This window comes from Bradyrhizobium sp. WSM2793, assembly GCF_000379585.1.
Classification (GTDB): Bacteria; Pseudomonadota; Alphaproteobacteria; order Rhizobiales; family Xanthobacteraceae; genus Bradyrhizobium.
Window position 1 is genome coordinate 150,057 of sequence record NZ_KB902851.1, and the last position, 22,896, is coordinate 172,952.

The 22,896-nt window shown below is 63.8% G+C and carries 21 protein-coding genes; 11 read left to right on the forward strand and 10 right to left on the reverse strand.

The window, feature by feature from the left end; translation table 11 throughout:
- Positions 1–43: 43 nt before the first annotated feature.
- Both hslU and A3AS_RS0142740 read left to right on the forward strand, forming a co-directional pair.
- Positions 44–1,348 carry an ATP-dependent protease ATPase subunit HslU gene (gene hslU, locus A3AS_RS0142735; RefSeq protein ID WP_018323531.1) on the forward strand — a complete coding sequence of 435 codons (1,305 nt, stop codon included), beginning with the start codon at positions 44–46 and terminating at the stop codon, positions 1,346–1,348.
- Between the two features lie 192 nt (positions 1,349–1,540).
- Positions 1,541–2,665, forward strand: coding sequence for a hypothetical protein (locus A3AS_RS0142740; protein WP_018323532.1), 1,125 nt, complete (start codon positions 1,541–1,543; stop codon positions 2,663–2,665).
- On the opposite strand, the gene A3AS_RS0142745 is transcribed toward A3AS_RS0142740, so the two are convergent.
- From A3AS_RS0142745 to A3AS_RS0142755, 3 genes are read right to left on the reverse strand one after another with little or no spacing between them, the layout of a single operon-like run.
- The gene (locus tag A3AS_RS0142745) at positions 2,662–3,252 is read right to left on the reverse strand and encodes a Smr/MutS family protein (RefSeq protein ID WP_018323533.1); all 591 of its coding nucleotides are present in this window, start codon (positions 3,250–3,252) and stop codon (positions 2,662–2,664) included. The two genes, A3AS_RS0142740 and A3AS_RS0142745, sit on opposite strands and share 4 nt — an antisense overlap.
- A complete protein-coding gene (locus tag A3AS_RS0142750; RefSeq protein ID WP_018323534.1) occupies positions 3,249–4,787 on the reverse strand; it encodes a murein transglycosylase A in 1,539 nt (512 codons plus the stop codon). Before A3AS_RS0142750 ends, A3AS_RS0142745 begins: the two co-directional genes overlap by 4 nt.
- The gene (locus A3AS_RS0142755; RefSeq protein WP_018323535.1) at positions 4,765–5,472 is read right to left on the reverse strand and encodes a Tim44/TimA family putative adaptor protein; all 708 of its coding nucleotides are present in this window, start codon (positions 5,470–5,472) and stop codon (positions 4,765–4,767) included. The genes A3AS_RS0142750 and A3AS_RS0142755 overlap by 23 nt, the downstream gene beginning before the upstream one ends.
- 411 nt (positions 5,473–5,883) lie before the next feature.
- Here A3AS_RS0142755 and secB point away from each other — a divergent pair, with 411 nt between their 5' ends.
- Complete coding sequence (gene secB, locus A3AS_RS0142760; RefSeq protein ID WP_018323536.1) at positions 5,884–6,366, forward strand: protein-export chaperone SecB; 483 nt, start codon at positions 5,884–5,886, stop codon at positions 6,364–6,366.
- Here the strand turns inward: secB and dnaQ are convergent.
- Genes dnaQ through A3AS_RS0142780 form a run of 4 tightly spaced genes read right to left on the reverse strand, consistent with a single transcriptional unit; the run spans position 6,363 to position 9,211 of the window.
- Positions 6,363–7,076, reverse strand: a complete 714-nt coding sequence (dnaQ, locus tag A3AS_RS0142765; RefSeq protein ID WP_018323537.1) for a DNA polymerase III subunit epsilon — start codon at positions 7,074–7,076, stop codon at positions 6,363–6,365. The two genes, secB and dnaQ, sit on opposite strands and share 4 nt — an antisense overlap.
- 55 nt (positions 7,077–7,131) lie before the next feature.
- Positions 7,132–7,731, reverse strand: a complete 600-nt coding sequence (coaE, locus tag A3AS_RS0142770; RefSeq protein ID WP_018323538.1) for a dephospho-CoA kinase — start codon at positions 7,729–7,731, stop codon at positions 7,132–7,134.
- 23 nt (positions 7,732–7,754) lie between these two features.
- Complete coding sequence (locus A3AS_RS0142775; RefSeq protein WP_018323539.1) at positions 7,755–8,363, reverse strand: nucleoside triphosphate pyrophosphatase; 609 nt, start codon at positions 8,361–8,363, stop codon at positions 7,755–7,757.
- A gap of 8 nt (positions 8,364–8,371) precedes the next feature.
- Positions 8,372–9,211 carry a pyruvate, water dikinase regulatory protein gene (locus tag A3AS_RS0142780; protein ID WP_018323540.1) on the reverse strand — a complete coding sequence of 280 codons (840 nt, stop codon included), beginning with the start codon at positions 9,209–9,211 and terminating at the stop codon, positions 8,372–8,374.
- Between A3AS_RS0142780 and A3AS_RS0142785 the strand changes: the two genes are divergently transcribed.
- From A3AS_RS0142785 to A3AS_RS0142820, 8 genes are all read left to right on the forward strand, one after another.
- Positions 9,185–9,493 (forward strand): hypothetical protein, encoded by a 309-nt coding sequence (locus A3AS_RS0142785; protein ID WP_245283417.1) that lies wholly within the window; start codon positions 9,185–9,187, stop codon positions 9,491–9,493. The genes A3AS_RS0142780 and A3AS_RS0142785 overlap by 27 nt on opposite strands.
- A 177-nt stretch (positions 9,494–9,670) precedes the next feature.
- Positions 9,671–10,105: a protoporphyrinogen oxidase HemJ gene (hemJ, locus tag A3AS_RS0142790; protein ID WP_018323542.1), complete on the forward strand. Its 435-nt coding sequence runs from the start codon at positions 9,671–9,673 to the stop codon at positions 10,103–10,105.
- 247 nt (positions 10,106–10,352) lie between these two features.
- A complete protein-coding gene (rho, locus tag A3AS_RS0142795; protein ID WP_008133567.1) occupies positions 10,353–11,618 on the forward strand; it encodes a transcription termination factor Rho in 1,266 nt (421 codons plus the stop codon).
- Positions 11,619–11,931: 313 nt separating this feature from the next.
- The gene (gene mnmE, locus A3AS_RS0142800; protein WP_018323543.1) at positions 11,932–13,281 is read left to right on the forward strand and encodes a tRNA uridine-5-carboxymethylaminomethyl(34) synthesis GTPase MnmE; all 1,350 of its coding nucleotides are present in this window, start codon (positions 11,932–11,934) and stop codon (positions 13,279–13,281) included.
- A 499-nt stretch (positions 13,282–13,780) separates the two neighbouring features.
- Positions 13,781–15,661: a tRNA uridine-5-carboxymethylaminomethyl(34) synthesis enzyme MnmG gene (gene mnmG, locus A3AS_RS0142805; RefSeq protein WP_018323544.1), complete on the forward strand. Its 1,881-nt coding sequence runs from the start codon at positions 13,781–13,783 to the stop codon at positions 15,659–15,661.
- 150 nt (positions 15,662–15,811) lie between these two features.
- Positions 15,812–16,444 carry a 16S rRNA (guanine(527)-N(7))-methyltransferase RsmG gene (gene rsmG, locus A3AS_RS0142810; RefSeq protein ID WP_245283418.1) on the forward strand — a complete coding sequence of 211 codons (633 nt, stop codon included), beginning with the start codon at positions 15,812–15,814 and terminating at the stop codon, positions 16,442–16,444.
- 31 nt (positions 16,445–16,475) lie between these two features.
- Positions 16,476–17,354, forward strand: coding sequence for a ParA family protein (locus A3AS_RS0142815; RefSeq protein WP_018323546.1), 879 nt, complete (start codon positions 16,476–16,478; stop codon positions 17,352–17,354).
- A 158-nt stretch (positions 17,355–17,512) separates the two neighbouring features.
- On the forward strand, positions 17,513–18,400 hold the full coding sequence (locus A3AS_RS0142820) for a ParB/RepB/Spo0J family partition protein (protein ID WP_026202946.1): 888 nt from the start codon (positions 17,513–17,515) through the stop codon (positions 18,398–18,400).
- A 150-nt stretch (positions 18,401–18,550) separates the two neighbouring features.
- On the opposite strand, the gene holA is transcribed toward A3AS_RS0142820, so the two are convergent.
- From holA to leuS, 3 genes are all read right to left on the reverse strand, one after another.
- Positions 18,551–19,579, reverse strand: a complete 1,029-nt coding sequence (gene holA / locus A3AS_RS0142825; protein WP_018323548.1) for a DNA polymerase III subunit delta — start codon at positions 19,577–19,579, stop codon at positions 18,551–18,553.
- 109 nt (positions 19,580–19,688) lie between these two features.
- Positions 19,689–20,240 (reverse strand): LPS assembly lipoprotein LptE, encoded by a 552-nt coding sequence (lptE, locus tag A3AS_RS0142830; protein WP_018323549.1) that lies wholly within the window; start codon positions 20,238–20,240, stop codon positions 19,689–19,691.
- Positions 20,227–22,851: a leucine--tRNA ligase gene (gene leuS / locus A3AS_RS0142835; protein WP_018323550.1), complete on the reverse strand. Its 2,625-nt coding sequence runs from the start codon at positions 22,849–22,851 to the stop codon at positions 20,227–20,229. Before leuS ends, lptE begins: the two co-directional genes overlap by 14 nt.
- Between the last annotated feature and the right edge of the window lie 45 nt (positions 22,852–22,896).

The window sequence follows — 22,896 nt, forward strand, 5'->3', positions numbered from 1 at the left end:
AAGCGACTTGTCCTTAACCGCTTCCCGCCCTAGCTAGACAGACATGACAGACTTCTCTCCCCGCGAAATCGTTTCCGAACTCGACCGCTTCATCGTCGGCCAGGCCGACGCCAAGCGCGCCGTCTCGATCGCGCTGCGCAACCGCTGGCGCCGGCAGCAGCTGGAAGGCTCCTTGCGCGAGGAGGTGCTGCCGAAGAACATCCTGATGATCGGCCCCACCGGCGTCGGCAAGACGGAAATCGCGCGGCGGCTCGCCAAGCTGGCGAATGCGCCGTTCCTGAAGGTGGAAGCGACCAAATTCACCGAGGTCGGCTATGTCGGCCGCGACGTCGAGCAGATCGTGCGCGATCTCGTCGAGGTCGCGATCGCCCAGGTCCGCGAGAAGAAGCGCAAGGACGTGCACGCCCGCGCGCAGCTCGCCGCCGAGGAGCGCGTGCTCGACGCGCTGGTCGGCGCCAATGCCTCTTCCGCGACGCGTGAATCCTTCCGCAAGAAGCTGCGTGCCGGCGAGCTCAACGACAAGGAAATCGAGATCGAGACGCAAGGCGGCGGCAGCGGCATGCCGATGTTCGAGATCCCGGGCATGCCGGGCGCGCAGATGGGGGCGATCTCGATCGGCGATATCTTCGGCAAGCTGGGCGGGCGCAGCAAGACGCGGCGGCTGACGGTCGAGGGCTCGCACGAGATCCTCGTCAACGAGGAATCCGACAAGCTGCTGGACACCGATCAGCTGACGCTGGAGGCGATCAATGCGGTCGAGAACAATGGCATCGTGTTCCTCGACGAGATCGACAAGATCTGCGCGCGTGAAGGCCGTGCCGCCGGCGACGTCTCGCGCGAGGGCGTGCAGCGCGATCTGTTGCCCTTGATCGAGGGCACCACGGTCTCGACCAAGCACGGCGCGGTCAAGACCGACCACATCCTGTTCATCGCCTCCGGCGCCTTCCACGTCGCAAAGCCGTCGGACCTGCTGCCGGAATTGCAGGGCCGCCTGCCGATCCGCGTCGAATTGCAGGCGCTGACCCGCGACGACATGCGCCGCATCCTGACCGAGCCCGAGGCCTCGCTGATCAAGCAATATGTCGCCTTGATGCAGACCGAGGGCGTGACGCTCGACATCACCGACGGCGCCATCGACGCACTCGCCGACGTCGCGGTCGCCGTCAACTCCACCGTCGAGAACATCGGCGCGCGGCGGCTGCAGACCGTGATGGAGCGGGTGCTGGACGAGATCTCCTTCACCGCCCCCGACCGCAGCGGCGAGACCGTCAAGGTCGATGCGGATTTCGTGCAGAAGCGCGTGGGTGATCTCGCCAAGAACGCCGATCTGAGCCGGTTTATTTTGTAATTTTGGGCGGTCACGCTATCAATCGGTTGTCGTCCCTGCGAAAGCAGGGACCCATAACCACCAGCGGTCCTTGTTGAAACAGATAGTAGCTCCAGCCCTGCCTCAAACAGCGTCCTGTGGTTATGGGTCCCGGGTCGCGCTTCGCTTGCCCGGGACGACAGCGGAGGTCGGTCGCGCCAGCTCAGGTGCGGCGTGATCGCGCAAATTCAGAAAAATCCCTGGCGCCTTCTGCTTGTGGTCAACGCCGCCATCCTCGTCGGCGTGTTCGTTCACAAGATCCAGCTGCCGCCTTACGTCCCCTACATCCATCTCGTGGTCGACTACCATTTCGGCTTCATCAAGCGCGCGCTGATCGGGGCCATCGTCGCGCTGTTCACGGACAAGGTGCCGGTCTGGTCGGTGTTCGCGATCGGCGGGGTGACGTGGCTGGTGACGCTGGCCCTCTACGCAAGGCTGTTTCAGAAGAGCTTTGGCTTCACCGCGAAGACGCTGCCGCTGTTCGTCTTCATCGCGGGCTCGCCGTTCTTCCTGAAGAATTTCATGCACACGCTCGGCCATTTCGACGTCTATGGTTGTGCGCTGGCGATCGTCCTGCTGCTGATGCCGGCGGGATCGCTGCTGTTCGTGGCGACGGCTGCGCTGTTCGCGATCGTTCTCGTGCTGATCCACCACATTCACCTGCTGATGTATGTGCCGACGATCGTCACCATCGTCGTGATCAGGCACTATCTCGCTTGCGGGCTCAATCGCGGCAACGTCGCCTTCGGCATCGTCGCCCTGCTCATCGTCGCGGTGCTGTTCTTTGCGGCGCAATTTTTTGGAACGATGTCGATTCCCGAAGCGGATTTCGTCGCGTATCTGAAAACGCGGATGGCCGACCCGTCGCGAACCGACCTGCTGCAATTCGCTTACATCTGGTACCAGCCGCTGGCGAAGGAGGTCTCCGATACCTGGGGGCGCCTGCCGCACAACATCCTCGGCGTGCCCGTGTTCGCGCTGCTGATCTGGCTGCACACGCCGCTGTGGCGCTATTTTGCCAGGCTGATCGCCGCGCTCGCAAGCGAGACGCACCGCCGCCTGGTGCTCGCGGCGTTGATCGGCGTCAGCCTCGCGTATCTCGTGATGTTCGCGATGGTGTTCGACTATTCGCGCTGGATCTCGAACTGGGCGGTCTGCATGTTCCTGATCCTACATGCGGTGAAGATGCTGCCGGCCGCGCGTGAGGCGCCGCTGATTCCGGCAGAGGATCAGAAGACGAATATCTTCGGCCTGATCCTCACGCTGATCCCACGCGTCGGCATCATCCGGCCGTTCTAAAACCTCGCCCGCCTGATCCGGACATACAGCGCGCCCTCGCCGCCATGGCCGATATGCGCGGTCTCGAAGCCGACGACGAAGGCGCGGAATTCCGGCAGGCTCAGCCATTCCGGCACCAGGCGGCGCAGAACGCCGCTTTCGCCGCCGCTGCGGCCCTTGCCGGTGATGACGAGCACGAAGGTCATGCCGTCGTGATGAGCGCGGTGCAGGAAGCCGGTCAGGGCGCGATGCGCGCGGCTCTGGGTCATGCCGTGCAGATCGAGCCGCGCCTCGATCTCGCTGCGGCCGCGCGACAGTTTTGTACGCTCGCGCTTGCCGAGCGGCGCCAGAGGCGGGACGGCCGGTTTTGCGGCGCGCGGCGCCGGTGCAGCAGCGACCGGCCGTGGCGATGACGCAGGCCGCGTGACGAGGGCTGCGGGCAAAGGCTCTGTGCGCGGAGCGGCATGCGCCTTCGCCGCGCGGTGCTTCCGCAGCGGCTTGACCTGCTTGGCAACGACCTCCCACAGCGCGCGCTCCTCCTCGCTCAGCGCGCGGCGGCGCGGCGAGGGGCGAGGCTCCAGCACGGGCGGACGGGACGATCGCTTCATTGCTGCCGATGGGGACGTTTCTTCGCCGGCCGCTGCGGTTCGGAAGCGGGCTCGATCACGGGACGCGGCGTGGGCAGCGGGACTGGACCCGCGATAGCGACCGTGTCGGTCTTGGCTTCCACAGGACCGGCGGCAGCAGCGGGCTTGGCCGTCACCTTCCCAGGATCGGTCTGTGGAAACAGCTTTGCGATCTTCTCCGAGGGCCGCGGATCGGGCACCGGCAGCCGCACAGCCCGCGCCGAGGGATCGAGGCCCTTCGGCACCAGCATCACGAAATGCATGGGATGGCGCAGCCGGCCGGAGACGCGGCCGGCCTCTTGGCCCGCGCCGAAAAACAGATCGGCGCGCGCGGGTCCGATGATGGCCGAGCCGGTGTCCTGCGCGATCATCAGCCGATGGAACGGTGTCTTGGAGCGCTCGGAATCGATCGGCAGCTCGCCCTCGATGAAGAACGGCGTGCCGTAGACATGCAGCGCCTTGTCGACCGCGATCGAGCGTCCCGCCGTCAGCGGAATGCCTTGTGCGCCCACAGCCTCGTCCTTGTCGGAGAGATTGACCTCGCGGAAGAAGATGTAGGCGCGGTTCGCGCGCCGCAGCTCCTTGGCGCCATCAGGGTTTTGCGTCATCCACTCCCTGATCTTCTGCATCGACATCTCTTCCTTCGGAATGATGCCGCGCTCGATCAGGATGCGCCCGACGGCGGTGTAGGGATAACCGTTATAAGCGTCGTAATTGAGCCGAACCGAGCTGCCGTCGTCGAACTTGATCCGCGCCGAACCCTGGATCTGCGCGAACAGCAGATCGGTCGGATCCTTCAGCCAGGCGATCTCGAGCCCGCGGCCGGCGATCTTGCCGTCCTCGATCTCGCCGCGGTCGTAATAGGGCACCAGCTTGCGGCGGCCGATCTTGCGATAGACCGGGCCCTTGTTGGGCAGGCTCACCGAATCCTGCTTGTAGCCGCGCACGAACAGATTCGACGGACGGCGGTAGACCGGAACATTGTAGACGTCGGTCTGCGTGCGCGATCCCTCCAGCACCGGCTCGTAATAGCCGGTGACGAAACCGTCGGGCTCGCCGAGGCGCGAGATCCGCAGCGGTGCGAAGTTCTCCTCGAAGAAGGTCTTTGCCTTGGCGTCGTCGGTGAGCTCAAGCGATTTCGCCGCGCGGCAAGGTTCGTTCAGCGAGCCTGCCAGCGCCTTCGGTTCAGCCGCGCCGGTTTGTGCATTGATCGTCTTGCAGCTGGCGCGGAACGTCTTGTACGCCGCGAGATGATTGTCATCGCTCCAGCCCTTCACGTCCGCCCAGGCCAGCGGCAGATATTGCGCGCCGGGAATTTCGAACGGCAGCGGGAGCTGCGGATAGGGCAAGGCCCGCGGCGGAGCGGCAGGCAACGCTGGAGCATGATGGTGATGGCTGCGATAGTGGCGCCGCGCCGCCTCGGCGCCGAGCGAAAACGACGACAGCACGACGACACCTGCGCAAAGCGCCGTCGCGCCGGTCTTCAGATAGACCTTAATTCGCGCTTCCGGTGCCAACCAGCTTCCAGTTCGGATCGCGAGAGGTGACGTCGCGGGCGAAAGTCCAGATGTCGGTGATGTCGGCGACCGTGTCGGCGCTGCCGTCGACGATGTTGCCGGCCTTGTCCCGGGTGGCCGAGATCATCTGCGAGACGAAGCGGATCGTGAGCTGGGCGGTACGGTCGCGCAGCTCGGCGCCGACGAGCTCGGCCTTGTCGATCGAGACGAAGCGGGTCTCGGTCTTATGCTCGTTCTTCTCGCGCTCCTTGATCGCGGCCTCGAAGCTGTCATAGACGTCCGACGACAACAGGTCGCGCAGCGCGCGGCGGTCGCCATTGGCAAAGGCCAGCACGATCATCTCGTAGGCACCGCGGGCGCCCGAGATGAAATGCCGCGGGTCGAAGGTGGAATCCTTTTCGACGATGGCATCGAGGCCCTGCGCCAGCGCGGTGCCCGGCTCGGTCAGGCCCTTCCAGCGATCGGAGGGTGGGGTCGGCTCGGCCGTCGGCGCCAGCGGGGCCTGGTCGATCACCTTGCCCGGCATGGTCACGACGTTGTTGTCCTGGGTACCCCCGAGCGCATTGCGGGCGGCAGTCCGATCGAACGGCGGCCGCTCGTTGCCGGTGCGCTGCCCGAGCACGCTGCGCAGCCGCAGAAAGATGAAGACCGCCAGCGCCAGGAAGATGATGGTGTAGATGTCCACGTCGGATTCGCTTTCTGGTCTTTGCTTTGGGTCTTTGCTTTGGGGTCGTCGCCGGGAAAATCAATCCGGCCAGTAGACCGTTCCATACGGGAACGGCAAGTCTACATCACCATTTTAGGTCCGCGTCAGGTCCGTGGGATGTAGGCACGAAATCTTGCCCGGCCAATGGCGCCTTTTGGCACAGCACCGAGTGTAGCGCGTTTTATGCTTAAGGGGAAACCCGATCCTGCCCGGAAATCGCGCATCTTCAATCATTTAAGGCGCAGATTTGCGGAAAAGGCAGGATGAACGCGGCAGTTGCGGCGCGGCCGGAATCCCGCCTCCGGGACCGTTCGTCCTTGTGGAACGAGGCGGCCCTATGTTAGCCAACCGCCGCGAAATTCAGCCCAAATCGGGTAAGGAGAGACTCTCATGACCAACGGTAACGGCACCCCTCCCGAGGCGGCCCAGGCTCCCCAGCTCAACGTGCTGGCGCAATATACCAAGGACCTTTCGTTCGAAAATCCGAACGCGCCCAGCTCGCTCCAGCAGCAGAGCCAGCCCCCCCAGATCAACATCCAGATCAATGTCAGCGCCAACAATCTCAGCGAACAGGAGTTCGAGGTGACGTTGTCGGTCGAAGGCAAGGCCGAGACCGCGGGCAAGATCATGTTCTCGTTCGAGCTCGCCTATGCCGGCGTGTTCCGCATCGCCAACGTGCCGAAGGAGAATCTGCATCCGCTGGTCATGATCGAGTGCCCGCGCCTGCTGTTCCCGTTCGCCCGCGAGATCATCGCGACCGCGGTGCGCGACGGCGGGTTCCCGCCCCTGATGCTGGATCCGGTCGACTTCGTCGGTCTCTATCGCCAGAACATGGAGCGGCAAATGGCCGCTCAGCCGAGCGGCCAGGCCTAACCAGCCGGAGGAGCTGGAGCGGGCAAAAACTCGTTCCAGATCGCCTTGTCGCCGAGCGTTGCAATGAAGGCCTTGTGGGCCTCGCGCTCGGCATCGGAAACCCGCGGCGCGAGCGGCACCAGCCGTTGCCGCCGCGGCGCATCACCCGCCGCATTGACGCGAATCTCCTGAGCGTCCGACGCCAGGAGCAGCTGCGACTGCCGCGCCCCGACCAGATCGACATAGACCTCGGCCAGCAGCTCGGCATCCAGCAGCGCGCCGTGCTTGGTGCGGTGTGAATTGTCGATCGCATAGCGCGAGCAAAGATCGTCGAGCCGGTTGGACACGCCGGGATGCTTGCGCCGCGCCAGAAGCAGCGTATCGACCAGCCGCTCGCGCGGGATCGCCGCGCGCTTGATCTTGTCGAGCTCGGCATTGATGAAGCCGATGTCGAACGAGGCGTTGTGGATCACCAGCGGCGCATCGCCGATGAACTCCAGAAACGCATCGACGACCTCGTGGAACAGCGGCTTGGTCGACAGAAATTCGGCCGACAGCCCATGCACCGCAAAGGCTTCCGCCGGCATGTCCCGTTCAGGATTGATATAGACGTGGTACGTCTGCCCGGTCGGCATGCGATTGAGGATCTCGACGCAGCCGATTTCGACCAAACGATCGCCGCGAAGCGGATCGAGGCCGGTGGTTTCGGTATCGAGAACGATTTCGCGCATGTCTTGAGATCAGTGGCGTGAGAGCAGCGTCTTGAGAGCCGTGTGCGGCGGCGAATCAGGCCCGCCGCTGCGGCATCTTAACGACCTCGGCCAGGATGTGGGCGATTTGCGCGCGCACCGGGTCAAGTCCATGTGACGTATCCACCACGAAATCGGCCCGCTTGCGCTTCTCCGCGTCCGGCGTCTGCTTGGCGATGATCGCGTCGAGCTTGGCCTCGTCCATCGTGCCGCGGGCCAGCACTCGCTCGCGCTGGAGTTCCGGCGAGGTCGAGACCACGACCACGGCGTCGACCCGCTTCTCGCCGCCGGTCTCGAACAGCAGCGGGATGTCCAGCACCACGACCGGCGCCTTGGCGGCTTCCGCCGCGGCGAAGAACTTTTGCCGGGACGCACCGAGCATCGGATGGACGATCTGCTCGAGCTGCTTGATTGCGGCCGGATCGTGCACGACGCGCGCCGACAGTTTTGGCCGGTCCACCTTGCCGTTCGCGGTGGTGCCGGGAAAAGCTGCCTCGATGGCGGGCGCCGCTTCCCCCTCATAGAGCTGATGCACGGCTGCATCGGCATCGTAGACGGGCACGCCGGCCTCCGCGAACAGTTTCGCGGTGGTGGATTTTCCCATCCCGATCGAGCCGGTCAGTCCCAGGATCCGCATCAGCGCTCAGCCCTGTCTGTCATTCACACCGCAACTAGCCGCTCGCCTCGCAGGAACGCAAGCAGCGGCAGCAGCGGCAGACCGAGAATGGTGAAATGATCGCCTTCGATCCGCTCGAACAGATGGATGCCCAGGCTTTCAAGCTGATAGGCCCCGACGCTGGTGGTGACGGCGTCACCGGCAGCGTCCAGATAGGCTGAAAGCTCGTCCTCGGTCATCTCGCGCATGGTCATGCGGGCGACCGCGACGTCTTCGAAAACAATCTGGCCGTCATGTGCCACGGCCACGGCGGAATTCAGCTCATGGCTGTTGCCGGCGAGATCGCGCAATTGCGCCAATGCCTGCGGACGGCCTGCAGGCTTGTTGAAAAGACGGTTGCCAAGAGCCAGTGTCTGATCGGCCCCGATCACGTAGCTTCCGGGATGATTGGCCGAGATCGCCTTGGCCTTTTCGCGCGCCAGCAGCAGAGCGATCTCGCGCGGATTTGAAAGCGCTGAAGCGGCTTGAATACCGCGCTCGTCGATATCGGCGGTAACAGCCTTGAACTCCAGCCCGGCATTGGCCAGCAGCATTTTTCGCGCGCTGCTCTGCGAGGCCAGGATCAACGGAGATTTGCCGAGCCACAGACCCATCGCGAAAGCTATCCGGAAGGCCGGTTGCGCTGGCGATCGCTGTAGAGCTTCATGATCGCCGCCGCGGTTTCCTCAATCGAGCGTCGCGTGACGTCCAGCAGCGGCCAATCATGCTTGGCGCTGAGCTTGCGCGCAAACGCAACTTCCTCGGTGACCGACTGCCTGTCGGTATAGGTGTCGTTGCCGGAATCGGTCCCCATCGAGAGCAGGCGATTCTGACGGATCTGGATCAGGCGTTCCGGCGTCGCGTGCAGGCTGACGACCAGCGGCCGCGTCAGCGTCTCCAGTTGCGAAGGCACCGGAATGCCGGGAACCAGTGGCACGTTGGCGGTGCGGATGCCGCGATTGGCCAGATAAATCGACGTCGGCGTCTTGGAAGTGCGGGACACGCCGACCAGGACGACGTCGGCATCGTCGAGGCCTTCGACATGCTGACCATCGTCATGGATCATGGTGTAGTTCAGCGCATCGATGCGCTTGAAATATTCCGCGTTGAGGACGTGCTGGGCGCCGACGCGGCCGGTGGTCGCAGCCCCGAGATAGGCTTCGAACAGCTGCATCACCGGACCGATGATCGACAGGCTCGGAACGTTGATCTCCTTGCACTTGTCCTCGAGCCTGGAGACCAGATCCTTCTCCAGCAGCGTGAACAGCACGATCCCCGGCGCTTCCTCGATTTCGTCGAGCACGCGGTCGAGCTGCTTCTGGCTGCGCACCAGCGGATAGACGTGCTCGACCGGGGTGACGTTGGCGTATTGGGCCGCAACCGCCCGCGCCACGGTGATCAGCGTCTCGCCGGTGGAGTCGGACACGAGGTGCAGATGGAAATAATTGTTCGAGGTTGGCACGAAAACTCTTTGGATGAAGGCGGGGTGATTTGTGGATTTCTGTGGAGCTTAACCCCTTGGAAAGGGTTGCGCGACACCAGGGGCGGGACAAGTGCCAATTTTCTTCACACCGCTGCCCGTCAGGACAAGTCCGGCGCCCTCGCTGCAGGGAAACGGGATTGCGCGGACAACCCCCTTGATAAGCTGCCGACAGAAAGGCGCAAGCCTTTGAAGCTGGCCGACTTATCGCAAGTCGCCAGAGCGATCAGGGATATGTTGATGGATGTGAACAAGCGCGCGTGAACACGCGGACGGAATTGTGTGAGTCCAATCCACGGTCACATAGACTCAAACCTTAAGAATCTAAGATTCTAGATTTGAGGAAGGCGCTACGGACGGATATGTGTGCAGGCAAGACCTTAACGAGTTCTTACTATCCCCAGCGTTCCCTCGGCTGGGTCGGAAATCCGGAAGCAGAAAATGTTTGAAGACGTCTATCTCTGGATCAAGGCGCTGCACGTGATTGCCGTCATCGCCTGGATGGCGGGCATGCTCTATCTGCCGCGGCTGTTCGTCTATCACAGCGAGGCCGAAATCGGCTCGAAGCAGTCCGAGACGTTCAAGATCATGGAACGCCGGCTGCTCAAGGCCATCATCAACCCCGCCATGACCGTCACCTGGCTCGCCGGCCTCTATCTTGCCTGGTCCGGCCATTGGTTCTCATTCGGCTGGTTGCACGTAAAACTGGCACTGGTCCTGGCGATGTCGGCGGTCCACGGCTTTTTTTCCCGCTGGCTGAAGGATTTCGCTGCCGACCGGCGCCCCCGGACCCAGAAATTCTATAGAATTATCAATGAGGTGCCGACCGTTTTGATGATTTTCATCATCATCATGGTGATCGTGAAGCCGTTCTAGGCAAGACGCGCGACGATTAGCTCAGCGCTTCGGCTTGCGGAGCGGGGAGCGATTTTCTATATTATCGATATCCCACCCAACGCAGGCGGATGTGGTTGTGTCTGAGCTTTCCAGAGGCCGGACACCGCATCAGGTTTGAAGCCTCATCGGCACTTAACCTTGCCAGACCTGCGGACCTTATCTTCTCACGTCCGCATTTCAGAGCCTCCTCGCACCCCTCCCAAGGTTACCCCACAGGACCACCCCAATGCGGGAAATTAAACTCGAAGACCTCAAGTCCAAAACGCCGGCCGAGCTCGTCTCGTTCGCGGAGGAGAATGGGGTCGAGAATGCCAGCACCATGCGCAAGCAGGAGCTGCTGTTCGCCATCCTCAAGCAGCTCGCGCTCGCCGAGACCGATATTGTCGGCCAGGGCGTCGTCGAGGTTCTCTCCGACGGCTTCGGCTTCCTCCGCTCGCCCGATGCGAATTATCTGCCGGGCCCGGACGACATCTACGTTTCGCCGTCGCAGATCCGCCGTTTCGGCCTGCGCACCGGCGATACCATCGAAGGCCACATCCGCAGCCCGAAAGAGGGCGAGCGCTATTTCGCGCTGCTGAAGGTCAATACGCTCAATTTCGAGGACCCGGAAAAGGCCAAGCACAAGGTCAATTTCGACAACCTCACGCCGCTGTTTCCGAATCAGCGTTTCCGCATGGAGATCGACGATCCGACGCGGAAAGACTTGTCTGCACGCGTGATCGACATCGTCGCGCCGATCGGCAAGGGCCAGCGCGCCTTGATCGTCGCGCCGCCGCGCACGGGTAAAACCGTGCTGATGCAGAACATCGCGCACTCGATCACGCACAATCATCCCGAATGCTATCTGATCGTGCTGTTGATCGACGAGCGTCCGGAAGAAGTCACGGACATGCAGCGCTCGGTGAAGGGCGAGGTCGTGTCATCGACCTTCGACGAACCGGCGGTGCGTCACGTCCAGGTCGCCGAGATGGTGATCGAAAAAGCAAAACGTCTGGTCGAGCATGGCCGCGACGTCGTGATCCTGCTCGATTCGATCACGCGGCTCGGTCGCGCCTACAACACCGTGGTGCCGTCATCCGGCAAGGTGCTGACCGGCGGTGTCGACGCCAACGCGCTGCAGCGCCCGAAGCGCTTCTTCGGTGCCGCCCGCAACATCGAGGAGGGCGGCTCGCTGACCATCATCGCGACCGCGCTGGTCGATACCGGCAGCCGCATGGACGAAGTCATCTTCGAAGAGTTCAAGGGCACCGGTAACTCGGAGCTGATCCTGGACCGCAAGGTCTCGGACAAGCGCACCTTCCCGGCGATCGACATCTCGCGCTCCGGCACCCGCAAGGAAGAGCTCATCACCGATCCGCAGGTGCTCAAGAAGATGTACGTGCTCCGCCGCATCCTCAACCCGATGGGCACGATGGACGCGATCGACTTCCTGCTCGACAAGCTGCGCTCGACCAAGAGCAATTCGGAGTTCTTCGACTCTATGAACACCTGATTGCAGTGCAGTATGAAATTTGAGGGCGCCTTCGGGCGCCCTTTTCGTTGTGCAGCTTTGCTGCAGCGAAGGTGCAGCATGGAGCTGTATCGAAGCGCAGATCCTGGTTTCTCGGAAGATGTTGATATATCTACGCAATACTTGACGCTCGTTGGGCGGACCTTCCAACTGTCGAGATTTTTGCAGCAAATTGCCGGGTCGTTGCTGCGATGCAATATGATCTTTGGTGCGGCAAAGGCGCAGCAAAACCGACCCGCCGCGGTCTAGGGAATGGCCCCGTTTGCCTTTTCGTCGCGAGCCGGACAAATAGGCCATGCATCCGCGAGACCAGACCATCTTTGCGCTGTCGTCCGGCCGGGCGCCGAGTGCGATCGCCGTGGTGCGCATTTCGGGTCCACAGGCCGGCTTGGCGTTGACGACCCTGGCGGGGAAGCTGCCGGCGCCGAGGCAGGCCAGCCGCCGGCTGCTTCGTGACGGCGCGGGCCAGCCGATCGACGATGCGGTCGTGCTGTGGTTTCCGGGACCGGCCAGCACGACCGGCGAGGATGTCGCCGAATTCCACGTGCATGGCGGCCGCGCGGTCCTGGCCGCGCTGTTTGCTGCTATTTCTGTAATTCCGAATACGCGTGCGGCCGAGCCCGGCGAGTTCACGCGGCGCGCCTTCGAGAATGGCAAGCTCGACCTCACCGAAGCCGAGGGCCTCGACGATCTCATCCACGCGGACACCGACCGCCAGCGCCGTCAGGCGCTGCGCCAGCTGCAGGGCCTGCTCGGGGACCGTGCGCGCGACTGGCGCGAGCGCATCATCGAGGCGTCGGCGCTGATCGAGGCCGGCATCGATTTTTCCGATGAGGGCGATGTGCCGGCGGAGCTGAGGGCGCCGGCGGTGCAAGCGATCAAAGCGCTGCACGATGAAATTGCAGAAGTCCTTGCAGCACAGGGACATTCTGAACGTCTGCGCGAGGGCCTCGTGGTTGCGATCGCAGGCGAGCCGAATGTCGGCAAGTCGACCCTGATGAATCAGCTCGCGCGCCGCGAGGTCGCGATCGTCTCGCCGTATGCCGGCACGACGCGCGACGTGATCGAGGTCCAGCTCGATCTCGATGGTTATCCCGTCACGGTGATCGACACTGCCGGCATTCGCGAGACCGATGATCCGGTCGAGCAGGAGGGCGTGCGCCGGGCGAGAGCGCGGGCCGAAGACGCCGACCTCGTGCTGTGGCTGGTGGAGGGGGAGCAGGCCGTCGATCCCAGTGCGATGCGGTCGCCGCGGACGTCTGATGAGGGCGATCCGTCCGGTGGACCGGTCTGGATCGTCCGCAACAAGGTCGACCTGAGCGAGGGCGTCGTACCGCGGGCCGAGTTCGGGATCTCGGCGAGTCGGGGGGATGGTGTCCCGGACCTTGTGGACGCGCTGGTTAAATTCGCTTCTGAGTTTTTCGGAGCCACCGAGGGCGCGCTGGTGACCCGGGCTCGCCAGCGGGATCTGTTGGTCCGGACGTCAGAAAGCTTGCGCCGGAGTCTGGACCTTGTAGAAGACGGCGAGGAGCTTGCGGCCGAAGAGCTGCGCGCTGCCGCTTACGCCTTGGGCCGATTGCTGGGCCGGGTGGATGTCGAAGACGTCCTCGAAGCCATCTTCCAAAAGTTCTGCATTGGAAAGTAAGTCTAGTTCTTCATTGTAGAACTAGCCCTTATTCCATTCCTTGTGTTTCACGTGAAACATTCTACGGCTCGTCGTCGCTCGATATCTGGATCCGCTTCGGAGTTCGGATGGGCACAGCGCGAAGCACGGCGAATGGAAGTTCCCTCTCTCTGCGTCCAAAGGACCGCTTCGGCGGCGCTACGCTCGCTCCCAGTCATTGCGAGGAGCCCTCGCGACGAAGCGATCCAGACTGGCTTCCGAGGAGGGTTTCTGGATTGCTTCGCTTTGCTCGCAATGACGAGTGTGGCGGCTAGCGGATCCAGCATCCACCGGTCGGCACCTTGTCCGGGGGAATGCCGATTTCGTTTCACGTGAAACACGAGAATCCCACTGTCATTCTACTGTGCATGGGGTTGTTTTCGCGAAATCGCTTGGGCCCCCTTGGTTCGTGTTTCACGTGAAACATCCAGCTCCCCAGTTTCTTCTTCCGGCTTTCCCGACACTGAGCTAGAAGTCCGCCATGCGAACAGAGCGAGAGAGCTTCGACGTCATCGTGATTGGCGGCGGCCACGCCGGCTGTGAAGCCGCGGCTGCGGCCGCCCGGATGGGCGCGACGACCGCTCTGGTGACGCATCGTTTCTCCACCATCGGTGCGATGTCCTGCAATCCCGCGATCGGCGGCCTCGGCAAGGGTCATCTGGTTCGGGAGGTCGATGCGCTGGACGGTCTGATGGGTCGCGTGGGCGATGCCGGCGGCATCCAGTTTCGCGTGCTCAATCGCCGCAAAGGTCCCGCCGTCCGCGGTCCTCGGGCCCAGGCAGACCGGAAGCTCTATGCCGCCGCGATGCAGGCCGCGATCCGGCAGACCGAGGGTCTCTCGGTCATCGAGGGCGAGGCTGACGAGCTGACCGTGGCCGATGGCCGCGTCACCGGTCTGCGCCTGGCCGATGGCCGTGAGCTCCGGGCAGGGGCTGTGGTTGTCACCACGGGCACCTTCCTCCGCGGTCTCATTCATCTCGGCGAGAAGAACTGGCCGGCCGGCCGCGTCGATGAGGCGCCCGCGATGGGTCTTTCCGGCTCGTTTGAGCGCGCCGGCTTCACCCTGGGACGGCTCAAAACCGGCACTCCGCCGCGTCTGGACGGCACCACGATCGACTGGTCGGCGGTCGAAATGCAGCCCGGAGACGAGCCGCCGGAGCCGTTCTCGGTGATGACCGAGCGGATCACGACCCCGCAGATCCAGTGCGGGATCACCCGGACCACGCCCGCGACCCATGAGGTGATCCGGGCCAATGTCCATCGCTCGCCGATGTACTCCGGCCAGATCAAGAGCTCTGGTCCCCGCTATTGCCCCTCGATCGAGGACAAGATCGTCCGCTTTGGCGATCGCGACGGTCATCAGATCTTCCTGGAGCCCGAAGGGCTCGACGACAGCACGGTCTATCCCAACGGCATCTCGACTTCGCTGCCGGAGGAAGTCCAGCTCGCGATCCTCGCCAGCATTCCCGGCTTGGAGCGGGTGAAGATGGTCCGCCCCGGCTATGCCATCGAATACGACCACATCGATCCCAGGGAGCTCGATCCGACCCTGCAGACCAAGCGTCTGCGCGGCCTGTTCCTGGCCGGACAGATCAACGGCACCACCGGATACGAAGAGGCCGCCGGGCAGGGCATCGTGGCCGGCCTGAACGCGGCACTGGCTGCGAGCGGGGCCGCACTGACCGTGTTCGACCGCGCAGACGGCTATCTCGGCGTGATGATCGACGACCTCGTGACCCGCGGGATCAGCGAACCTTATCGGATGTTCACCTCCAGGGCCGAGTATCGTCTGACCTTGCGGGCGGACAATGCCGATCAGCGTCTGACCGAGAAGGGGATCGCTTTGGGGTGCGTCGGCAGTGCCCGGACCCAGCATCATCGCGCCAAGATGGACGCCCTGAACGCGGCCAGGGCGCTCTCGAAGTCGCTGGCGATAACCCCGAACGAGGCGATCAAGCACGGACTGTCCTTGAACCGGGATGGCCAGCGCCGATCGGCGTTCTCGCTGATGGCCTATCCGGATATCGGCTGGAGCCAGGTCCGCGCAATCTGGCCGGAGCTGTCGGCCATCGATCCCGTCATCGCCACCCATCTCGAGATCGACGCCAAGTACGATGTCTACCTCGAGCGCCAGAGCGCCGACGTCGAGGCCTTCCGGCGCGACGAGAGGCTGGTGCTGTCGGAGGTCGATTACCAGCAGGTGCCCGGGCTCTCCAACGAGGTGCGTGCCAAGCTGGAGAAGGCACGGCCGTTCACCGTGGGGCAGGCAGGCCGGATCGACGGCATGACGCCGGCCGCGCTTGGCATCCTCGCGGCCTATCTCCGCCGTGAGGCCCGCAAGACCTCGAAAGCGATTGCATAGGCGTTTCACGTGAAACAACGCGGGCCGGCAGGCGGCAGATCTTCATCGCAACGACCTGAGGCGGGCGAGGGGGCAGGACGGCAAGCCGCGCCGTCACAGCCCCAATCAAAGATCGACAAGGCCAGCGCCAACGATCAAGCACTCGATGCGATCATCGCCGCTGACAAGGTCGCGGCGCTCAAGCTTGCGTCCGTTTCACATGAAACGGAAGCCCGACTTGATCGCTACATCGCGCTGCTCCGGGAGTGGCAGGCCAAGACCAATCTCGTCGCGCCCTCGACCCTGCCAAACCTCTGGACCCGGCACATCGCCGATTCGCTCCAGCTCGTCGATCTCGCGCCCGCCGCAAAGCGCTGGGCCGATCTCGGCAGTGGCGGCGGTTTTCCCGGCGTCGTCCTGGCCTGCGCCATGGCGGCGTCGCCGGGCGCGAAAGTTCATCTCGTTGAGCGAATCGCCAAGAAGGCGGCGTTTCTGCGCGAAGCAATTCGCGTCACCACATCTCCAGGAGTCGTACATCTCGCTGAGATCGGGGATAATGTGGATAGAATCACCGGCCCCGTCGATTGCGTCACCGCGCGTGCGCTGGCTCCGCTACATCAACTCATCGGCTTTGCGGAGCCGCTGATGCGCCAGGGCGCAAAGGCGTTATTTCCTAAGGGTCAAGATGTAGAGGCTGAATTGACCGAAGCCGCTAAATATTGGAATATCGAGCCTCGGCTCCACCCAAGCCGCACGGGTGACGGCTGGATCGTGGAGCTCGATGCCGCCGAACGGCGCAGCTGAGGCGCTCAGGGGTTGAGTGGGGAAAATTTCGATGACCGTGATTGACGAGCCGCAGCAAGAGCAGACCCAGGAACCGACCCAGGAACCGACCAGCGAGGTGCCGCACGGCCATCCGCGCATCCTGGCGCTGGCGAATCAGAAGGGCGGTGTGGGAAAAACAACCACAGCGATCAACCTCGGCACGGCGCTCGCTGCGATCGGCGAGCGCGTCCTGATCGTCGATCTCGATCCGCAGGGCAACGCCTCGACCGGCCTCGGCATCGATCGCCGCAACCGCTCATGCTCGACCTATGACGTGCTGATCGGTGAAGCCCCGCTGCGCGAGGCCGTCGTCTCGACCGCGGTGCCGCGGCTCCACATCGCGCCCTCGACCATGGATCTCTCCGGCCTCGAGCTCGAGCTCGGCACCACGCCCGGCCGCGCGTTCAAGCTGCGTGACGCGATCGGCGCGCTCAACAACAACGTCTCGCCGGATGCCGACTACACCTATGTGCTGATCGACTGCCCGCCCTCGCTCAACCTGCTCACGGTGAACGCGATGGCGGCCTCCGACGCGATCCTGGTGCCGCTGCAGTGCGAGTTCTTCGCGCTCGAAGGTCTGTCGCAACTCTTGCAGACGGTGGAGCAGGTGCGCTCGACGCTCAATCCGAACCTGTCGATCCACGGCATCGTGCTGACCATGTTCGACTCGCGCAACAACCTCTCCAACCAGGTCGTCGCCGACGTCCGGCAATTCATGGGCGAGAAGGTTTACAAGACCATGATCCCGCGCAACGTGCGCATCTCGGAGGCGCCGTCCTACGGCAAGCCGGTGCTGGTCTACGATCTCAAATGCGTCGGCAGCGAAGCGTATTTGCGGCTTGCCACCGAAGTGATTCAGCGCGAGCGCGAGCTGCGCGTCACGCATTGACGGAGAGATCCGTAGGGCGGGTTAGCGCAGCGTAACCCGCCGTCTATCTCGCCTCGAACAAGCCGGCGGCGGATGTCGCTACGCTAATCCGCCCTACGTCCTACAAGTTTCGAAATTCAGTTCTGGAGTGCTGTAGCGTGAATCCAAGGGAGCTGGCGATGGCCGACGAAGCGCGTTCGCGACTGGGCCGGGGTCTTGCAAGTCTGATCGGTGATGTCGGCGGCGAGGCCCAGCATGTCGATCGGCCGCGCGCGCAGCGCAAGGTGCCGATCGAGTTCATCAAGGCCAATCCGCGCAATCCGCGCCGCACCTTTTCGGACACCGAGCTGAAGGAGCTCAGCGAGTCGATCAGGCAGCACGGCGTGATCCAGCCGATCGTGGTGCGTCCGGTGAAGGGCGCACAGGACCGCTTCGAGATCATCGCCGGCGAGCGGCGCTGGCGCGCCTCGCAGATGGCCGGCCTGCACGAGGTGCCGATCGTTCCGGTCGACATCAGCGACAGCGACGCGCTGGAGTTCGCGATCGTCGAGAACGTGCAGCGCGAGGACCTCAACCCGATGGAAGAGGCGCAGGGCTACCACGCGCTCGCCAACGAGTTCAAACGCAGCCAGGACGACATCGCAAAAGTCGTCGGCAAGAGCCGCAGCCACGTCGCCAACATGATGCGGCTGACGAAGCTGCCGGCGGAGGTGCAGGCCTTCATCGCAACCGGCGAGCTGACGGCCGGTCACGCCCGCGCGCTGATCGGCGTGCCGGATCCGCTCGCCGCCGCCAAGCGCATCGTCGAGGAAGGACTCAACGTCCGCCAGGCCGAGGCGCTCGCGCATGAAGAGGGCGTGCCGGAGCGCAAGCCGCAGAAGGCGCGCGCCAGCGGGGGCAAGGAGAAAGACCCTGATACGATCGATCTCGAAAAGCGCGTCAGCGATGCGCTCGGTCTCAAGGTCACCGTCAATCACCGCGACCCCGGCGGCTCGGTCCAGATCAACTACCGCAACCTCGATCAGCTCGACGAGGTGATGAAGCGGCTGGCCAAGGGCGCGCTGTAGGCGTCGCCCTCGCTGTCGTCCCCGCGAACGCGGGGACCCATACCGCGTGATTTAGCGATCGGGCCGGGGGCGCAGTACCGGACTGCAAGTCTTCGCCAAACCACTTCCTGTGATTATGGATCCCCGCGTTTGCGGGGATGACAGCGTGGCTCAGCCCCGCCGCTTTGCATTCGCAGCAATGGCCATCAATGTCCGCTGGGCGATGGCGGCGGCTAGCGTGGACTGCTTGCGGGTGTCGAGCGCCGCGGTTGCGAGCTGCTCGATAATGGCGGCGAGCCGCGCCACGCTGAAATTTCGCAGCGCCGTTTCGACCGCGGGCTTACGTGAGAAATGCAGGCGCGGATAGCCGCCGTCGAGCACGGCGGAGGCAGGCTGACCCTCGGCGATCGCGAGCGCGGATTTGTGCAGCCACGCAGCCTGGCGCTGCGCGGCGGAAATGATCACGCCGGGATAGGTGCCGGCGATCATGGCTTTTGCGAATTCGGTCTCGACGATGTCGGGCCGTCCGGCAAAGGCGCCGTCGACGATCGGGTCGAGCTTCAGCTCGGAGGCGTCGGCGACCACGGCCATCACGTCATCCAGCGTGACCTCGCCCTTGCCGTGCGCGTAGAGCGTCAGCTTGCGCAGCTCGTTGCGCGAGGCCTGGCGGTCGCCGCCGAGGAACGACATCAGCGCCGCACGGGCATCCTGCGCGATGCGCAAATTTGCGATGCGCAATTCGTCATCCATCAGCTTGGCGAGGTCGCGCTCCGTGTCGGGATAGCAGCCGATCGCCACGGCGGCCTTGGCCTTCTCGCAGGCTTTTCGCAGCGGCGAATCCGGGCGCAGCTCGCCGGCCTCGATCACGATGCGGCAATCCTTCACGCTCATCTCGGCCAGCGTATCGATGCCGCTGGCAAAGCTGCGCGAGCCGGCGCGGATGCGGATGGCGCGTCGGCCGCCGAACAGCGGCACCGTCAGGGCTTCGTCGACAAGGCGCGAGGGCTCGGCGGAGAGCTCGTCGCCGTCGAGCTTGACCAGCGAGAACGGATCGTTGGGATCATCGACGGCCGATGCGATCAGCGCATCGGCGCGCTCGCGCACCAGGCCGGCATCGGGACCGTAGAGCAGGATGATCGGGCGGCCCGCATCGGGGCGGGCGAGGAAGGCGTCGATCTCTTTTCCACGCAGCGCGACCATCGGGCCCAACTGTCATTCCGGGGCGCGCGAAGCGCGAACCCGGAATCTCGATCTATAATCTCTGGATTCCGGGTTCGCCCTGCGGGCGCCCCGGAATGACGGGAATGCACTACGTGCCAGCGGTGAAGAACGAGGCTAGCCGGGTCGTGATGTTCTCGGCGATCTCGTTGGCGGCACGATCCTCCGCGTCGCGGACGGCGCGGGTGCGGGAGAAGCGCTGATAGGACCCGGGCATGTCATAGGACACGCGCGAGAACGTGGTGCCGGTCATCACCGACTTGCCGGTCGCGACCTCGATCAGATTGTACTGGGCGTCGATGCCGAGGTTTTCGCTGGTCGGCAATCCCGTCGTGGCGCTGACGATCAGCGAAGAACGGCTGGAGGTGAAGCGGATGTCCAGCCGATGGGTCGGCGGCATTCCGGTCGCGGTGCCGTAGAGCTTGAAGGCGAGAGCATTGCGGACTTCGACACCGACACGGGCCTCGCGGGAGGCATTGGGCTTGGCGATCGGCGGGAGCTCGACCCCCATCAGCTTCTCGCGCAAACCGGGGGTGCCGTCGCCACGCTCGGCATACATCGGCTGGAAGCAACCAGCCGTCAGCGCCGCCAATGCGGCGACCGCCAGCAAGCGGGCTGCGATGCGGATCCTAGCCGACAACATTTACGATCCTCTTGGGGACGATGATCACCTTGCGGACGGGCTTGCCGTCCAGGGCCAGTTTTACCGCATCGAGAGCCAAAACGGCAGCCTCGATTTCCGGATTCTGGGCCGCTGTTGCAACTGTGACGTCACCCCGCTTCTTGCCGTTGACCTGGACCACGAGGGTCACGCTGTCTTCAACCAGCAAATCGCGTTCGATTTGCGGCCAATTGGCCTCGGAAACCAGCCCGCTCTGGCCCAGAGCCTGCCAGCACTCTTCGGCAAGGTGCGGCATCATCGGGGAGAACAGCTGGACCAGGATCTGACCGGCTTCGCGGATCGCCCAAGCCAAATCGGGGGTTGGCTGGCCGGGGCGCTGCAGGATCTCCGAGAAGGTATTGGCGAATTCGCGGATATGGGCCAGGCAGACGTTGAAGTGCAGCCGCTCGATTCCGGTGGTGACCTTGTCGAGCGCGCCATGGGCGGCCTTGCGCAAGGCGGTCGCGTCGGGGCCGAAGCTGGCCGGCCGGGCCGCCGGCGCGGCTTTGCCGAGCTCGATGGAATCGTTCACCAGCCGCCACAGCCGCTGGACGAAGCGCGAGGCACCCTGGACGCGCTCGTCGCTCCAGATCACGTCGCGGTCGGGCGGGGAATCCGACAGCATGAACCAGCGGGCGACATCGGCGCCGTAGGTCTCGATGATGTCGTCGGGATCGACCGTGTTCTTCTTCGATTTCGACATCTTCTCGATCGGGCCGATCTGGATGTCTTCGCCCGTCGTCAATAGCGTTGCGCGGCGCCCATTTCCGCCGACCTCGACCTTGACCTCGGCCGGCTGCACATAGGTGCCGTCGGCCTTCTGGTAGGTCTCGTGCACCACCATGCCTTGCGTGAACATGCCGGCGAACGGCTCGTCCAGCGCGATGTGCCCGGTCGCCTTCATCGCGCGGGTGAAGAAGCGGCTGTAGAGCAGATGCAGGATCGCGTGCTCGACGCCGCCGATATATTGGTCGACCGGCAGCATCCGGTTGGCGACGGCGGGCGTCGTCGGCGCGGTCTCGTTCCAGGGATCGGTGAAGCGCGCAAAGTACCAGGACGAATCCACGAAGGTGTCCATGGTGTCGGTTTCGCGCTGGGCTTTGCCGCCGCATTTGGGGCAGGTGACGTGCTTCCAGGTCGGATGATGGTCGAGCGCGTTGCCCGGCTTGTCGAAGGTCGCATCGTCAGGCAGCGTCACCGGCAAATCGGCATCCGGTACCGGCACCACATCGCATTTCGGGCAATGGATGACGGGAATGGGACAGCCCCAATAGCGCTGACGCGAAATGCCCCAGTCGCGCAGGCGGAAATTCACCTGGCGCTCGCCGACCGGCGCGTTGCCGCGCAGCTCGCTTTCCAGACGTTTTGCGACCTCGTCCTTGGCCTGCTCGATGGTCATGCCGTCGAGGAAGCGCGAATTGATCATGCGACCGTCACCGTCATAGGCGGTGTCGGTGATGACAAACGATTTCGGGTCCTGGCCCTCGGGGCACACTACCGGCGTATTGCCGAGATTGTACTTGTTGACGAAGTCGAGGTCGCGCTGGTCGTGCGCCGGGCAGCCGAAGATCGCGCCGGTGCCGTATTCCATCAGCACGAAATTGGCGACATAGACCGGCAGCTTCCAATTCGGATCGAACGGGTGCACCGCACGGATGCCGGTGTCAAAGCCCTGCTTCTCCGCGGTGTCGATGATCGACTGCGCGGTGCCGATCTTCTTGATGTCGGCAATGAACTCCGCAAGCTCAGGGTTCTTCGCGGCGGCTGCCTGTGCCAGCGGATGATCTGCCGAGATAGCCATGAATTTCGCGCCGAACAGCGTGTCCGGGCGCGTCGTGAAGATCTTCAGCTCACTCTCGCCGGCGGGCGTTGTCGCCTGATCCAGCGCGAAACGGACCAGCAGCCCTTCCGAGCGGCCGATCCAGTTGCGCTGCATCAGCCGCACCTTGTCGGGCCAGCGATCGAGCCCGTCGAGCGCGGACAGCAGCTCCTGCGAGTACTTCGTGATCTTGAAGACCCATTGGCTCATCTCACGCTGCTCGACGATCGCACCGGAGCGCCAGCCGCGCCCGTCGATCACCTGCTCGTTGGCGAGCACGGTCATGTCGACCGGATCCCAGTTGAGCTTGCGCTTCTCGCGCTCGGCGAGGCCGGCGCCAAGCATGTCCAGGAACATCTTCTGCTGATGCTTGTAGTAGCTGGGGTCGCAGGTCGCGAATTCGCGTGACCAGTCCAGCGACAGCCCGATCGAGCGGAGCTGCTTCTTCATCGCGGCGATGTTGTCGTAGGTCCAGGCTTTCGGCGCGACCTTGCGCTCGATCGCGGCATTCTCGGCCGGCAGGCCGAAAGCGTCCCAGCCCATCGGATGCAGCACGTTGAACCCCTTGGCGCGCATGAAGCGGGCCAGCACGTCGCCGAGCGTATAATTCCGGACATGGCCGATATGGATGCGCCCGGACGGGTAGGGGAACATCTCGAGCACATAATATTTCGGCCGCGAATCGTCGTTCTTGGAGACGAAGATCGCCTGTTCGTCCCAGAGGCGTTGCCAGCGCGGTTCGGCGTCGCGGGCGTTATAGCGTTCGGAGGTCATGGAATCGTTGGGGTTTTCGTGGGTTCGGCCGTCTCAAGACGGCGG